This window comes from Streptomyces sp. NBC_01261, assembly GCF_036226385.1.
Lineage (GTDB): Bacteria > Actinomycetota > Actinomycetes > Streptomycetales > Streptomycetaceae > Streptomyces.
Window position 1 is genome coordinate 5,323,378 of sequence record NZ_CP108463.1, and the last position, 16,554, is coordinate 5,339,931.

Below are 16,554 nucleotides of genomic sequence, written 5' to 3' on the forward strand. Positions count from 1 at the left end.
CGTCCGTCGCGCTGTTGGCGCTGCTGGTACCCATAGCGGTGGCCCAAGGTGCGGTAGTGGGGCCCTACCGTTTCAAGGGCACGGTGTGGAACCCGAAGGCCCTGCCGAAGACTCCGGCGGTGGGCAGCCATGCCTTGCACAAGCCAACTACCGCTCATCCCAAGGGCTACAAGGCCGTTAGCAAGTACCGGTCCGTCAAGCCGGTGTGGCCGACGGCCGGCACGAAGACGGTGCCCCTGACGCACACCACCCAGTCCGCCGACGCCGCGTCCACCACCGCTGCGTCGCCGGGTTCGTCATCCAGCCCCGCCGACGCTTCCGGCGCGGCCACCAAGTCGGTATCCACTCCTTCGCCGAGCACTCGTGTCGTCCCGGTGACGAAGCCCGTCAAGGCAGGCGCCCTGCCGGTATGGGTGGCTCCCGTGCCGGCATCCGGCCAGAAGTCCGGCTCCGGCACGGCAGTTGGCCCGGCTTCGGTACAGGTGAAGGTGGCATCACACACCCAGGCGCTGAAAGCTGGCGCCGACGGAATGCTGCTCGCCTTCACCCGCGCCGACGCTAAGTCCGGCAATGGCCGGGTGCGGGTGGTCATCGACTACGCGTCGCTGGCCAAGGCGTATGGCGGCGGCTTCGGTTCACGGCTGCGGTTGTACCAGGTCCCGGCCTGCGCGATGACCACACCTCAGCTGAAGCAGTGCGGGACGCGGACCCCCATCACCTTCACCAACCGGGCGACCGCGGACCAGTTGACCGCCACGCTCACGCTCGGCTCATCCGTCGAGTCGGCATCGCGTGCCGCGAGTAGCACGACCGAGGCGACGACGATGTCCGCGGCCACCACGGCAGTGGAGGTCACCTCGGGCAGCTCCGGCTCGCAGGGCAGCTACGCCGCGACTTCACTGAATCCGTCGGGAACTTGGCAAGCCTCCGGGACCGGCGCCTTCACCTACTCCTACCCGATCGACGTACCGTCCACGATCGGCGGCAACGCCCCGTCGGTGGCCTTCTCCTACGACTCGCAGTCCGAGGACGGGGAGACCTCGGCCCGTAACTCCCAGGCGTCCTCGATCGGCGACGGCTGGAGCTACCAGCCGGGCTTCGTCGAGCGGACGTATCGTTCCTGCGGCGGCCTCCTGAACAGCAGCGGGAACAAGATCCTCAAAGGGTCGGGGGACGAGTGCTGGGCCGGTGACAACGCCACGATCTCCTTCGGCTCGCACTCCGGACAACTGGTGCCCGACGGCACCGACTCCACCGTGCCGGGCGAGATCAAGCAGTGGCGGCTGACGGGCGACGACGGAACGCTGGTCCAGGAGCTGTCCGGCGCCGCCAACGGCCTGCAGGACGGCGTCTACTTCCGGGTCCTGACCACGGACGGCACCGCCGCGTACTTCGGTGCCGACCACTCCCCGACCGGCGCCGGCCCGTCCGGCGCGATGCAGTCCGGCACACCCGGCGACTCCTCGACCGATGCCGCCTGGGGCGTGCCCGTGCTGCATCCGGAGTCGGGTGACCCGTGCTACGACTCGGCCAAGGGCAAGGCCTCGCAGTGCGACAAGCACGAGGGCTGGCGCTGGAATCTGGACTTCGTCGTCGCGCCGAGCGGGTTCGTGCAGCGCTACGACTACACGACCGAGAGCAACTACTACGACCTGGGCGGCGGACAGGCCGCGACCGGTGACTCGGGCACCCTGACCTCGTACGTCCGTGGCGGAAAGCTCGACAGCGTCTCCTACGGCTACAAGCTCGCCGACGAGCAGACGGGGCGCACCCCCGCCGGTCAGGTCGCCTTCGCGTCCAAGCAGCGCTGCCAGACCACGGCCACCTTCACCGACTGCTCGGCCGGAAACCTCGACGACAACACGGCCCCGCACTGGCCCGATGTGCCGTGGGACCTGCACTGCGACTCCACCGACAGCACCACCCTGCCGTCCGGGTCGACCTCGGTACCGACCAACGTCTGCATCACAGCGGGACCGACATTCTGGTCCACCACCCGCCTGGACAGCATCGCCACGAAAATCCACGTCAAGGACTCGTCGACGGACGCTCTCGTCGACGTCGACGGCTATCAACTCGGGCAGGTGTACTCGGATTCCGGCGGCACAGTCGACCCGGTCACGGGCACGACCGTCGACCCGAAGGACGCGGGTTCCCTGCAAGCCGTGATGTGGCTGCAGTCGATCCAGCACACCGGCAAGGACACGTACGGCAACGGCAACAGCGACATCAAGCTGAACCAGGTCTCCTTCACCGGTACGGAGATCGACAACCGGGTCAACGACACCTCCCCTTCCGCGCCGCCGCTGTACCGGCCGAGGATCTCGTCGATCCAGACCGAGACCGGCGAGTCCATCGCCGTCGACTACAACGCCAACCCGTGCACGAACAAGACGCTGTCGATCTCGGCCGCGGACGCGAACACCAACTCCTGCTATCCGGTCTACTGGACGGTGCCAGGCGCGTCGAAGCCAATCGCGGACTGGTTCAACAAGACCACCGTGCACACGGTCACCGCGTCCGACCTGACGATCGCGTCCCAGTACAAGCCGAACTCCCAGAACATACCGGCGGGTTCGGAGATACAGGTCTCCACCTACAGCTACGCCGGCCCCGCCTGGCACCGGGACGACTCGGCACAGACGGACGACCAGTACCGCACCTGGGACCAGTTCCGCGGCTTCCGCACCGTCACGGTGCAGACCGGGCAGGCTCCCGAGCCGGTCACCCAGCAGACCACCACCTATCTGCAGGGCATGGACGGCGACTACAAGTCCCACGGCACCCGCCGCTCGGTCAGTGTGGACGCCAAGGTCGGCGGCTCCACGGTCCAGAGCGTCACCGACGCCGACCAACTCGCCGGCACGGCCCTTCAGAGCGACACCTACACGGCGGCCGGCGGGACCATCGACGCCGTAACCGTCAACGGCCCCTTCGCCTACACCACCACCGCGCACACCAACCAGACCCCATGGACGGACTGGACCCAGGAGGACAACCCCGGCGACACGAAGCCAACCCTGTCGACGCTGCCCGACCTGACCGCCTACCGCGTCAAGACCGCCCAGTCGCACGGCTACACGCTGCTCGCGAACGGGACATGGCGCCACACCCGGACCGACACCACGTACGACAGCCAGGGCCGGGTCTCCACCGTCGACGCACACGGCGACGTCAGCGTGGCCGCGCAGGAGAAGTGCGCCACCACCACCTACGCGACACCGTCGTCCAGCAACACCATGACCCTGTCCTACCCGGACCAGGTCACCTCCGTCAGCGGACCGTGCGGCACCGCGGCCTCCGCCGGCACACTGCTGGCGGACAAGAAGATCTACTACGACGGCGACGGCACCCTCACCAACCTGGGTACCTTCGGACAGCTCGACCAGACCGCCAGCACCGCCATCGGCCAGGCCAGCGCCGTACGCACCGCCACCGGCTACACCGACACCACCGAGAACTGGCAGACCAGTTCGGCCATGACGTACGACGGCGCCGGCCGCATCACCGACGCCCTCGACGCCACGGGCCAGAACACCCACACCGCGTTCACCCCCGCGTGGTCCCTCCTGGGCGGAAACACCAACCCAACCAGCATCACGACCACCAACTCCCAGAGCTGGAAGGTCACTTCCACCGTCGACGCACTGCGCGGCCTGCCCACCGAGAACGTCGACGCCAACAACCGCAAGACCGACATTACCTACGACGCACTCGGGCGGCGCACGGCGGTCTGGCTCCCAGGCCGCGACAAGGCCTCGGGCCAGAGCGCGGACGAGACCTTCGCCTACTCCATCAACCCCGGCGCGGTCGCTGCCCCCGGCGGCACCGTCACCTCACCCGGTGCCCCCTCCGCGGTGACCACGAAGACGCTGCGCGAGGACGGCACGTACGCCTCGTCGATCACGATCTACGACGGGATGCTGCAACCGCGCCAGACGCAGGCCACGGCCGACGGCGACACCAACTCCGGCCGGATCATCTCGGACACCTTCTACGACTCGCACGGCTGGCAGACCGCCTCGTTCGCGCCGTACTCCGAGCCGAACAACAACCCGTCCACCACCCTGTACGCGGCGAACGAGAACCAGATCCCGTCGGAGACCACGACCGCCTACGACGGCCAGGGCCGCCCGGCCACCGGCACGCTGTGGCACCAGGCGGTCCAGCAGTGGCACACCACCACCAGTTACCCCGGCGCCGACGAGACCGACAGCACCGCTCCGGCAGGGGGCCGTTCCACCGCGAGCTACACGAACGCGCTGGGGCAGGCCACCAAGAGCGTGGTCAAGAACACCGGCAGCACGGTCAAACTCACCCAGGGCCAGGTCATCCCGTCGGGCACGTCACTGACCTCGGACAGCGTGCGGCTGGCCATGCAGGCCGACGGCAACCTGGTGCTGTCCTCCCTCGCGACCGGTAAAACCCTGTGGTCCACCGGCACTTCGGGCAATCCGGGGGCCTTCGCCACCTTGCGGAGCGACGGCAACTTCGTCGTCTACAACGCCGGTGCCACCACAGCCCTCTGGTCGACCGGAACCACCACCGGCACGACGCTGCAGATCCAGAACGACGCCAACACGGTGCTCTACGACAGCACCGGCGCCACCATCTGGAAGACCGACACGCTGAACCAGGCCGGCGAGGCCGACGCCACCACCGCGTACACCTACACCCCGGCCGGCCAGGTCGACACCATCAAGGACAGCGCCGGCAACACCTGGTCCTACCACTACAACCTGCTGGGCCAGAAGACCTCCCAGACCGACCCGAACACCGGCACCACCAGCTACGACAAGTACGACACCGTCGGCAACCTGCTCCAGACCACCGACGCGCGCGGCCAGGTCCTCTCCTACGCCTACGACTGGGACAACCGCCCCACCGCCGAGTACAACAGTGCGTGGTCGGCCACGCCCGACCCCTCCAAAGAGCTCTCCTCCTGGGCGTACGACACCCTGGCCAAGGGCTACCCGACCTCGTCCACCCGCTACGTCGGCGGGACGACCGGATCGGCGTACACCCAGGCGGTCACCGGCTACAACACGGCCTACCAGCCGACCGGCACCACCCTGACCGTCCCGGCCACCGACGGCTTCGCCGCGGCCGGCCAGTCCACCGCACCCGCCAGCGGCACGGTCACCTACACGGCGTCCGCCTTCTACACCCCGACGGTCGGACTGCTGTCCACCCTCCGCTACCAGGCGGACGGCAACCTGCCCGCCGAGGACATCGACTACGGCTACACCCAGCAGGGCAACCTCGACGGCATCGGCGGTTTCATCACCGCGGCCAACACCCCTGACTACCTGGACACCGCCGTCCACGACCCCTTCGGCCGGGTCCTGCAGACCAACTACGGGACCACAGGCAAGGAACTGGCCACCTTCGCCCAGTACGACGCCACCACCGGCCGGGTCACCCAGACGTCCAGCATGCTGCAGACGTCCACCGCCGCCCTGGACGTGGCCAACTACCGCTACAACCAGGCCGGCGAGATCACCGCGATCGACGACCTGCAGAACAACACCACCCACGACACCCAGTGCTACGCCTACGACTCCTTCCAGCGCCTGACCGCCGCCTGGACGGACACCGCAGGCATCACCAACTCCTCCAGCGCCCCGGTCGGGAGCGTCGGCGGCTGCAACACCAGCTCCGTACAGACCACCACCACGGCCCCCGTCACGACCAGCACAGTCGGCGGCCCGGCGCCGTACTGGCAGACGTACACCTACGACCTGCTCGGTGACCGCACCGGCATGGTCAACCACGACACCGCTGGCACCGCGGCCAACAACACCACGCAGTCCACCGCCTACACCGGCACCGACGGCACCACCAGCGCGACCCTGCCCGACCAGTCAGGCGCCACGACCAGCAGCAACCCGACCACCGGCACCGCCACGTGGACCCCGACCTATACCGACCCGGCGTACAGCAACAAGAACGCCGGCGACACCATGACCCGCAAGGTGTCCACCACCGGACCCGTCAACACCGGCTTCGCCCTCTCCGGCGGCGGCAAACTCTGCATCGACGACGCAAGCGCCTCCACTACCCCCGGCGCGGTGGTCCGCACATACACCTGCAACGCCTCCGCCGCCCAGAACTGGACGATCGGCACCGACGGCACCATCAAGGTGCTGGGCACCATGTGCCTGGACACCACCGGCAACGCCACCACCGCCGGCACCCTCCTGGTGCTCGACACCTGCAACAGCGACGCCACCCAGAAGTGGAAGGCCACCAGCACCGGCACCCTGGTCAGCAACGCCAACAGCGCGATGTGCGTGACCGACCCCGGCGCCAGCGCCACCATCCGCACCCAGCTCACCCTCGCCACCTGCGGCAGCGCCGGCCAGACCTGGACCACCGCCGGCACCGGAGCCCTCCCGTCCGGCCAGACCCAGACCCTCACCTACAACGCCGAGGGCCGCACCGCCACCGTCGCCACCGGCTCGGGCACACACACCAACACCAGCAAGTACCTCTACGACGCCGACGGCAACCTGCTGGAACAGAGCAGCGCCGTCGACGGCACCGACAAGACCCGCATCCTGTACCTCTTCGGCGGCACCGAACAGATCACCCTGAACGTCTCCGCCAAGACCTGGACCGGCCTGCGCAACATCACCGGCCCCGACGGCACCACCATCACCCGCTCCAGCAGCGGCACCGTCACCTACCAGGTCGCCAACGCCCAGGGCACCGCCACCACCGCCATCGACGCCGGCACCATGGCAGTCACCCGCCGCTACTACGACCCCTACGGCAACTCCCGCGGCACCAAGCCCACTTCATGGGTATCCGCAGACGAGAACCACGGCTACCTGGGCCAGCCCACCGACGCAACCACCGGCCTCGACCTTCTCGGCGCCCGCAATTACGACCCGGCCCAGGGCCGGTTCCTCACCCCCGACCCCCTCTTCGAGGCGGGCGACCCCAACCAGATGGGCGGCTACACGTACGCCGGAGACAACCCGGCTTCGGGAAGTGACCCGACAGGGACGATCCTGGTCAACTCTGACGGCACGCAGTGCAGCGGCGGTTGGGGGAAATGCGGGGGCCAGGGCGGGGGCGAAACCTCGGGCGGCGGAGGCTCGGGCAACACAGGGAATTCCAATGGCAACACGACTGCCGCGCCGTCCACCACCCCCGCGCCTCCCACAGGTTCGGTCCCCTCATCTACACAGACCCCAACACCGACTCTCGGCGAGACTCCGTGCCAACCGGCTGACTTCGGCACGAACCGGTGCGAGAGCTACGCCGGCGGCAAAGTCTTTCTAGGCACTGCAGCCGCGTTTGGAGCTGCGGGTTTGGCCGCCGGTGTCTTCATGTGTGTGGACTCCGGTGTCGGCGAGTGTCTATCCGGTCTGGTCCTGGGAGCCGGGGACGCCGAGGCGGGCGGGAGTCTGCTCCTCGGTAGCCGCATCATCGTGGGCCTGGGCGGCGCTGCGGCCGAGGCAACCGAAGAATACGCCGACGAGTTGGCGGCCGAGAGCGGAGCAGCCAAGCAAGCCAACAAAGATGCCTCAGCCGCCAAGGCTGCCGCAGCCAAGAAGGCCGACCCACAGGCCGAAGCCGGACACGCCAACGCCGCTGCGACCAAACCGGACACCCCCGCCAAGGGTGCGAGTGGCTCCCCCAAGGGTTGCAGTTTCTCGCCCGACACCCCCATCCTGCTGAGCGGCGGCAAGACCAAACCGATCGGCAAAATCAAGACCGGCGACAAGGTCGAAGCCGCCAACCCCAAGACCGGCAAGCACCAAGGCGCCCGCACCGTCCAACACGTGTGGATCAACCACGACCACGACCTGCTCGACCTCACCATCGTCACCGAGGACGGCCACACGGCCACGCTCCACACGACCGCCAACCACCCGTTCTGGAACGACACCACCCACACCTGGGCCCCCGCCGGCAAACTCCACAAGGGTGACGCCCTCAACACTGTTGCCAACGGTCACGCCTTCGTGGTCACGACACAGTCCACACCTGGTGCGGCAAACCGCTGGAACCTGACTGTCCAGCAACTCCACACGTACTATGTGATGGCTGGCACCACGCCGGTGCTCGTCCACAACACCAATTGTGGTCCTGTTGACTACGGGTCCATTCAGGGACCTGCACAGCAACGCACAGGGATCCAAGCAACCATAACTCAGAATTCGCTTGACAACCCTGGATTGAAGGTTCCTCGCTCGGTTAAGCCTCCGGGATTTGAAGGGGAGGCGGCGGGGCACACGCGTGGACACCTGCTTGGGCGGCAATTCGGTGGGGATAATCGCCTTCCTCAGAATTTTGTGACCATGTTTGATGGGGCCAACAATGAGGCTATGAGTGACGTGGAGGATGAAATCGCCAAAGTCGTTAGGGGTGGGCAAACGGTGAACTACTCTGTCATTCCAAATTATGATAACGAGTTCTCCGAGATTCCATCCACGATATCAATTTCAGCTCGAGGCGATGGCGGATACAGCATCGATGTCACGATTCTAAATCGCCAATGATAGATTCATGCGATCCCATCAGCGTGCTCCTGTCACTGTGCCCGCCTCCCCAGGACGGAGAGGCGAGTGAGCCCCTGGCACGCACCGAGGAGGCCCTGGGGCGCCGACTCCCGGATTCCTATCATCGACTCGTTGAAGCCTATGGAACCGGATGCTTCGATGAGTTCATATGGATCTACGGAAATTCACCCGAGAATAACAATCTGGACATATGGCACAGGAGTCAAAAGGCGCGAAGGGTTTTCCTGCGTTCGGCTAGTGTGAATTTGAACCTTGCCCTTAGCGGGCTGGGTGCCAGTCGAGACGATATCATTTCCTGGGGAGGGACAGATAACGGCGATCTGTGTATCTGGGTGGCAGTGGGCCCGTCGGACCAGTGGCCAATCCTCGTCATTGACGCACGGGAAGACATCTGCATCAAATTTGACGGAAATGTCACCGAGTTCCTTTTGGCATTTTTGCAGAAATATGTGACGAGCGATATATTCCCCGATGACTTCCCGAGTGCAAATCCAGAATTTTCCCGGAATCCATATAGTGGCGCTTAGTTAGCGGCATTGGGCCTTGACCCAATGCCGCGCTCGAGTTCCCGGTAATCGCGCTCGACGCGCCAGCGGATCTTGGCCAAACGTATCGCCCTGACTCCCCACAAGCCCGCCCCGTGTGGCCGCGATCCGGGCCAAGCGGCGCGGGCCCGGATTCCAGTCGGCCGCAGTGCCAGGAAGTGCGAATATGTCAGTCCGCAGGAGCATTCCCGTCAAGTCGCCTCGGTGAACACCTGCCGCCCACGGCCAGCCGCCAGCACAGCCACCAAGAACGGCTTCCTCCGTGAGCGGAACCGCGGCCGGTTCCAGACCACGCCAGCTCGGTGGGCTGCGTGTGAACCATCGCGTCCGTCCCAGCGTCGGTTCTGCACTGCAGCACCGCCGTCGAACCCCGAGCTGAGGCTGTTGAGCGCAAGCTGTCGAAGGCACAGGCACCGCTCAACGAACGGGTCATCGATCGTGTCCCAACGGAGCGCGTTGATCATGGGATTGTCCGGATGACACAATTATGCGGCCCCGAGCAGGCCTGTGACCGCACGGCGGATCGGGACCTGTTTGCACGATCGCTGCACACTTGGCCACCACATGGCCACCGCACCGAACCCGGCAGGCCGAAGCCGACCGGCGGTACGGAGCAAAAGGCCAGCTCACAGCCCTGCGAGGCGAAACACCCACTGACGGTCAACCTCAGACCTACGCATTGTGATGCGTAACCCGCCAGTGCCCGATTAGCCCGGATTCCAAGGTCACCCGGAAAAAGAAACCCCAGGTCAGAGGCCTGACCTGGGGTTCACCACAGAGCCGCCTTCGGGATTCGAACCCGAGACCTACGCATTACGAGTGCGTTGCTCTGGCCATCTGAGCTAAGGCGGCGCGCTGTCCACACCATGGTGCGATCAGCAACGTCGGAAAGTCTACACAGTTTCTGAGGGTGCTCCGTACACCCCCTGGACGCACCCCCGAAGCACCCCGACCGCAGCCGCGCGGAGTCTACGAACAGCGCTTCCCCTCCCCCGGCGCCGCCCCCCGGAGCAGATACCTGTCGATCGCGGAGTCGATGCACGCACTACCCCGCCCGTACGCGGTGTGGCCGTCCCCCACATACGTCAGCAGCCGCCCCGACGAAAGCTGACGGGCCAGACCCTGGGCCCACCGATACGGCGTAGCCGGGTCCCGGGTCGTGCCGACGACCACGATCGGGGCGGCGCCCTTCGCCTCGATGCGGTGAGGCTCGCCCGTGGCCTTGACCGGCCAGTACGCGCAGTTCAGGGAGGCCCAGGCGAGGCCGTCGCCGAAGACCGGGGACGCCTTCTCGAAGGCGGGGAGGGCCTGCTCGACCTGGTCGGGGGTCGAGAACGCGGCCGGGAGATCGAGGCAGTTCACGGCGGCGTTGGCGAACATCAGGTTCGAGTAGCGGCCGTCGGCGTCACGCTCGTAGTAGCTGTCGGAGAGGACGAGCAGGCCCGCGCCGTCGTTCTCCTTCATCGCCGAGGTGAGCGCCTCGCGCAGCTGCGGCCAGGCCGCCTCGTCGTACATCGCCGCGATCACGCCGGTCGTGGCGAGCGCCTCGCCGAGCTTGCGGCCGTCCGCGTCGCCGGTGGGGACGGGGTGCGCGTCGAGCTTCTTGAAGAACGCCTTCAGGTTGTCGCCCACCCGATCGGGCTTCGTACCCTTGCCGCCGAGCGGGCAGTCGGTCTGCCGTACGCAGTCCTTCGCGAAGGACTGGAACGCCGTCTCGAAGCCCGCCGTCTGGTCGAGGTTCATGCGGCGCGCGGGCAGGGACGGGTCCATCGCACCGTCCAAGACCACTCGGCCGACCTTGTCCGGGAACAGCCCTGCGTACGTCGCGCCGAGGAACGTCCCGTACGACGCCCCGACGTACGTCAGCTTCTTGTCCCCCAGCACCGCCCGGAGGATGTCCATGTCCCGCGCCGCCTCGATCGTCGAGACATGGCGCAGGACATCGGGCGAGTGGGCGCCGCAGCCCTCCGCGAACTTCTTGTACTCGCCCACGAGTTCAGTGGTCTCGCGCTGGTCGTCGGGGGTTGTGTCGGTCTGCGTGAACGTGTCCATGGCCCGTCCGCCGAGGCACTCGACGGGCTCGCTGCGGGCGACGCCTCGGGGGTCCATCGCGACCATGTCGTAGCGGGCGCGGACCTCGGCCGGGTAGCCGATCCCGGCGTACTGCTGGAGATAGCCGACCGCCGAACCGCCCGGCCCGCCCGGGTTCACCATCAGCGAACCGAGCGCTTTGCCCTTGCCTGTGGCCTTCTTCCGGGCGACCGCGAGCCGGATGTCCCCCGCGGTGGGCTTGGCGTAGTCCAGCGGCGCCTTCATCGTGGCGCACTCGAAACCGGGGACACCGCAGGTGTGCCAACTGAGCTTCTGCCCGTAGTACGACGTCAGGGTGGACGGCGTCGACCGCGGCAGCGCGGCCAGCGCCACGTCCGCGGCCGGACTCGTCGCCGTCGTCGAACTCCCCGGGGAACACGCGGACACGAGCAGCGCGGCTACGGCGAGCAGGGTGCCGCCGGTCCGACGGGTGCGGTGGCCGCGGTGACTTTCGAGGCTTCCGCGGCTTCGACGGTCCTGGCTGGGCTGACTCGGCTGGCTGGGCTCGCCGGGCCGGCGGAGAGGGCGCCTGATGTGCATCGACCGAGCGTAACCCTGCGCGATCACGCGAATGCATTGCGCGCACTATCCGCCCCGGACGAGTTACACCGTCAACCTCACACCCAGAAGATCAGCCCCCGTGCGACCCACTGTGCGGCCCGTTGCTCGGTCCGCTGATCAGCCCACCGCTCAACCCGCTCTGAGCGCCAACGTCATCGCCTCCACCGCGAGCAGCGGCGCCACATTCCGGTCGAGCGCCACGCGGCACGCCCCGATCGCCTCGATACGGCGCAACGTGGACTCCGGAGATCCGGCCCGCGCGAGCCGCTCCAGCGCGTCCTCGGCATCCGCGTTGGCGATCGCCACCCGGGAGCCGAACTGGAGGGCGAGCACATCCCGGTAGAACGCGGTGAGGTCGGTCAGCGCGAGGTCGAGGCTGTCGCGCTGCGTACGCGTTCTCCGGCGCTTCTGCTTGTCCTCCAGGTCCTTCATCACACCGGCCGTGCCGCGCGGCATCCGGCTGCCCTGGCCGCCGCCCATCGCGGTCTTCATCTCCTCGGTCTCCTTGTCGTCCACCTCCTCCGCCAACTGCTTCGCGTCCTCGGCCGCCGCGTCCACCAGCTCCTGGGCGGCCTTGAGGCACCCGCCGACGTCCTCGACGCGCAACGGCAGCTTCAGCACGGCGGCCCGGCGCGCGCGTGCGTCCGGGTCGGTGGCCAGCCGGCGGGCCCGGTCGACATGGCCCTGTGTGGCGCGCGCCGCCCCCATCGCCACGGCGGGCTCGACGCCCTCCCGCCGTACGAGCAGGTCGGCGATGGCCTCGACCGACGGCGTGCTCAGGTTCAGGTGGCGGCAGCGGGAGCGGATCGTGGGGAGGACGTCCTCGATCGAGGGGGCGCAGAGCAGCCACACCGTGCGGGGGGCGGGTTCCTCCACGGCCTTGAGGACGGCGTTCGCCGACTTCTCGTTCAGCCGCTCGGCGTCCTCGACGAGGATGATCTGCCAGCGGCCGGTCGCCGGCGAGGTGAAGGACTTGCGAACCGTGTCCCGCATGTCGTCGGCGAGGATCTGCGTGCCCACCGCGGCGACGGTGGTGACGTCGGCGTGGGTGCCGATCAGCGCCGTATGACAGCCGTCGCAGAAGCCGCAGCCGGGGCTGCCGCCGAGCGCGCGGTCGGGGCTCACGCACTGCAGCGCGGCGGCGAAGGCCCGTGCGGCCTGGTTGCGTCCCGCGCCGGGCGGCCCCGTGAACAGCCAGGCGTGCGTCATCTTCGACGCCTCCGGCGGGGCCGTACCGGTGGTCGCCGCGGTGACGAAGGCGTCGGCGTCCCGAGCGGCGGCGTCGAGCTGCTCGCTCACCTTCTCCTGGCCCACCAGGTCATCCCACACGGTCATGGGTCACCGGCCCTTTCGTCACGTTTCGAGTTACGCGATCCATTGTGCGGGCCACCACTGACAACGAGGGTCGGGGAGCGGCTCGGGAGGGGCGAAGCGCGGGTCACCGACCCCGCTGCCGTCAGCCCCTGCGCCCCCGACCGCGTCCCGGGCCACGACCGGTGCCGTCGTCGTCCCGGTCGAAGTCGCCGTCCTCGCGCGGACCGAGCAGTTCGTCGGCCAGCGAGGGCAGGTCGTCCAGGGGAGTCTCCTCGGCCCAGTCGGGGCGCGGCCGGCGCCGGGGCGCACCCTGCTCGTCGACCTGGGGCAGCTCGCGTGTGCGGTCCTCGCCGCCCTCGGTCCGGTCGGCCGAAGGCTCGTCCCGGAAGAAGCCCGCGGGCACCCGGTCCGACGGCCCCTGCCCACGCACCGGCGGCAGCACAGCGGTCTCGTCGGCGGCACCGGACGGTACGGGTGGCAGTACGGCCGTCTCCTCGGCAGCCGACACCGGGGGCAGTACGGCGGTCTCGTCCGCGGCCCCCGCAGGAGCGGGCGGTTGCGGCAGCTCGGCCGTCCGCTCGGAGTCGCGCACCTCGGAGTCGCGCGCCTCGGAACCGGACGCCCCGGAAGCCCCGGACACCGACCGCAGTACGGCCGTCTCGTCGCCGGAACCGGAACCGGAACCGGAATCGGAACTCACCGGCCGCAGCACAGCCGTATCCTCCGCCGACCGCCCACGCCCGCCGGAACCCGCACCGGCACCCGGCTTGACCACCGGCGTCGGCACGGTCGACGCCTCAGGCCTGCCCGCCGGAGCCGAAGGAGCGGCCGGCACCGGAGGAGCCGTCGGCTGTCGAGCCGCCAGTTCCGCTGCCGCAGCCGCCTCCGCCGCCAAGCGGCGGGCCTCCTCCGCTGCGAGCAGGGCCGCCTCGGCCTTGCGCTGCTTCTCCAGCCGCCGTCCCTCCGCCTCGGCGCGCAGCCGGGCCTCGTCCTCGGCCTGCTTGCGGAGCCGGTCGGCTTCCGCCCTGCGGCGGGTCTCCTCGGCGGCGCGGGCCTCTTCCTCGGCGAGGAGGCGGGCCTTCTCCTCCTCGGCACGCCTGCGTGCGTCCTCGGCGCGCTGCCGGGCCTCTTCGGCCTGGCGCTCCGCCTCGCGGCGCTGGGCCTCCTCCAGCTCGCGCCGCTTGCGCTCCTCCTCCTCGGCGCGCAGCTGGGCGAGCTGCTCCTGACGCTCGCGCTCCAGGCGCTCCTCCTCGGCCTTGCGGGCGGCCTCTTCCTCCGCCTTGCGGCGGGCCTCCTCCTCGGCGGCCTTGCGCGCCTCCTCCTGGGCCTTGATCTCGGCCTCGGAGAGCGGCAGGACGGTGTCGAGGCGGTGCCGGATCACCGTGGTGACGGCCTCGGGCTCCTGGCCCGCGTCGACGACCAGGTAGCGGCTCGGGTCGGCGGCGGCCAACGTGAGGAAACCGGACCGTACGCGCGCGTGGAACTCGGCGGGCTCCGACTCCAGTCGGTCCGGCGCCTCCGTGAACCGCTCGCGGGCGGTCTCCGGGTCCACGTCCAGGAGGACGGTCATGTGCGGGACGAGTCCGTCGGTCGCCCACCTGTTGATGCGGGCGATCTCGGTCGGGGAGAGGTCACGGCCGGCGCCCTGGTAGGCCACGGAGGAGTCGATGTAGCGGTCGGAGACGACGATCGCGCCCCGCTCCAGAGCGGGTCGTACGACGGTGTCGACGTGCTCCGCGCGGTCGGCGGCGTAGAGCAGCGCCTCCGCGCGGTGGGACAGTCCCGCCGACGACACGTCGAGCAGGATCGACCGCAGCCGCTTGCCGACCGGTGTCGCACCGGGCTCGCGGGTGAGCACGACCTCGTGTCCCTTGCCCCTTATCCACTCGGCGAGGGCCTCGGCCTGGGTGGACTTCCCGGCGCCGTCGCCGCCCTCCAGGGCGATGAAGAAGCCGGTGTTCGCGGGCACGGTGTCGGGGTCGTCGCCGCCGAGCAGCGCGTCGCGCAGATCGTGCCGCAGCGGCACTCCCGCGCGGTCGTCGACCTTGGCCAGGACCAGCGCGGCGACCGGCAGCAGCAGGGCGCCGACCAGCATCAGCGTGAACGCGGCACCGCCGTGCGCGAACACGAACTTGCCGTTCTCCAGGCGGTGCGGGCCGATCAGCGCCGCCACCAGGGGGGCGATCAGCGCGCCGAGCGCCACCGCGACCCGGACGACCGCGTGCAGGTGCTCGGTGGTGCGGGCCCGCCGGTAGTCCTCGGCCTCCTGGTCGAGCAGGGTGTGCCCGGTGTTGGCGGCCACGCCCGCGCCGATGCCGGCGAGCGCGACGATCAGCAGCACGGTGGTGACGTCCGGGACCAGGCCCGCGGCGAGCAGCGCGATGCCGGTGAAGGCGATGGCGAGGGTCAGCAGGCGGCGCCGCGACAGCGTCGGCAGCAGGGCGGGCGCCGTACGGATGCCGACCACGACCCCGCCGGTCAGTCCGAGGACCAGCAGCCCGAAGGTCACCGGGCCGCCGTGCAGGTCCTGAGCCTGGAGCACGGACACGGCGACGGCGGCGGAGATCGCCGCGGCGACGGCCGCGCAGGCGACCACGAGCAGCGCGATCGCGCCCGTACGCCCCTTGTCGACGCCGGTGCCCGTCCGGGGGCGGCGCAGCCCTTCGAGCGGCGACCGCGCGCGCGGGGTGCGGATTCCGGGCAGTTCCAGGGCGGTCAGGACGGAGAGGGACGCGGCGAACAGCCCGGCCGCGACGTACGAGCCGAGTGCGGCGTGGTGCTGGTCGAACCAGGCGACGCCCGTGCCCAGCAGGTTGTTGAGCAGGGCCGCCACGACGAGTGCGGCGGCCGCGAGGGGGATCGCCACGAAGCTGGTGCGCAGCGAGAGCCGGCGCAGCGCGTCCATGTGGTCGGGCAGCGGCCGGACCGTGGCGCCCTCCAGGGGCGGGGCGGGCAGCAGGGCGGGCCCGGCGCTCTCGCGGCACACCGTCCAGAAGCGCTCGGCGACCCCGGTCACGAAGGCGGTCACCAGGAGCACGGCCAACGCGTTGTCCGGAGTCCAGTCGATCCACAGCGGGGCGACGATGAGCAGCGCGGCCCGCAGACCGTCGGCGCCGACCATGGTCCAGCGCCGGTCGAGCGGACCCTCCTGGGAGGTGAGCGAGGTGAGCGGGCCGAGCAGCACCGCCCCGAAGAGCAGCGTCGCCAGGATGCGCGCCCCGAAGACGGTCGCCACCGCGAACGCCACACCCCGATAACCACCACCGAACGAGCCCTGGGCGATGGCCGCCTGGAAGGCGAGCACGACCAGGACCAGCAGGGCGAGGGTGTCACCGACACCCGTCACGAGCTGTGCGCTCCACAACCGCTTGAGCTGCGGCTGGCGCAGCAGGGCGCGGACGGCACGCTCGCGGGAGTCCGCGACAAGGGCGTCGTCGGGGGCCGGCTGGTGGGCCGTTGGCTGCTCGGCTGGCGTCATGCTTTCAGCCTATCGGCAGCCACCGACAACA

At 69.1% G+C, this 16,554-nt stretch carries 5 protein-coding genes and 1 tRNA gene; 2 read left to right on the forward strand and 4 right to left on the reverse strand.

Going from position 1 to position 16,554, the window contains the following annotated elements:
- The first annotated feature begins 56 nt into the window (after positions 1-56).
- Both OG226_RS23405 and OG226_RS51585 read left to right on the forward strand, forming a co-directional pair.
- On the forward strand, positions 57-8,513 hold the full coding sequence (locus OG226_RS23405; protein ID WP_329349921.1) for a ricin-type beta-trefoil lectin domain protein: 8,457 nt from the start codon (positions 57-59) through the stop codon (positions 8,511-8,513).
- Complete coding sequence (locus OG226_RS51585; protein ID WP_443066906.1) at positions 8,510-9,061, forward strand: SMI1/KNR4 family protein; 552 nt, start codon at positions 8,510-8,512, stop codon at positions 9,059-9,061. Before OG226_RS23405 ends, OG226_RS51585 begins: the two co-directional genes overlap by 4 nt.
- 796 nt (positions 9,062-9,857) lie before the next feature.
- On the opposite strand, the gene OG226_RS23410 is transcribed toward OG226_RS51585, so the two are convergent.
- The 4 genes from OG226_RS23410 to tmk form a co-directional block, all read right to left on the reverse strand.
- Positions 9,858-9,931: transfer RNA gene (locus tag OG226_RS23410), tRNA-Thr, on the reverse strand.
- 117 nt (positions 9,932-10,048) lie between these two features.
- On the reverse strand, positions 10,049-11,710 hold the full coding sequence (locus OG226_RS23415; protein WP_329349922.1) for an alpha/beta hydrolase: 1,662 nt from the start codon (positions 11,708-11,710) through the stop codon (positions 10,049-10,051).
- A 150-nt stretch (positions 11,711-11,860) separates the two neighbouring features.
- The gene (locus tag OG226_RS23420; RefSeq protein ID WP_329349923.1) at positions 11,861-13,066 is read right to left on the reverse strand and encodes a DNA polymerase III subunit delta'; all 1,206 of its coding nucleotides are present in this window, start codon (positions 13,064-13,066) and stop codon (positions 11,861-11,863) included.
- Positions 13,067-13,187: 121 nt separating this feature from the next.
- Positions 13,188-16,523 (reverse strand): dTMP kinase, encoded by a 3,336-nt coding sequence (gene tmk / locus OG226_RS23425; RefSeq protein ID WP_328680640.1) that lies wholly within the window; start codon positions 16,521-16,523, stop codon positions 13,188-13,190.
- Between the last annotated feature and the right edge of the window lie 31 nt (positions 16,524-16,554).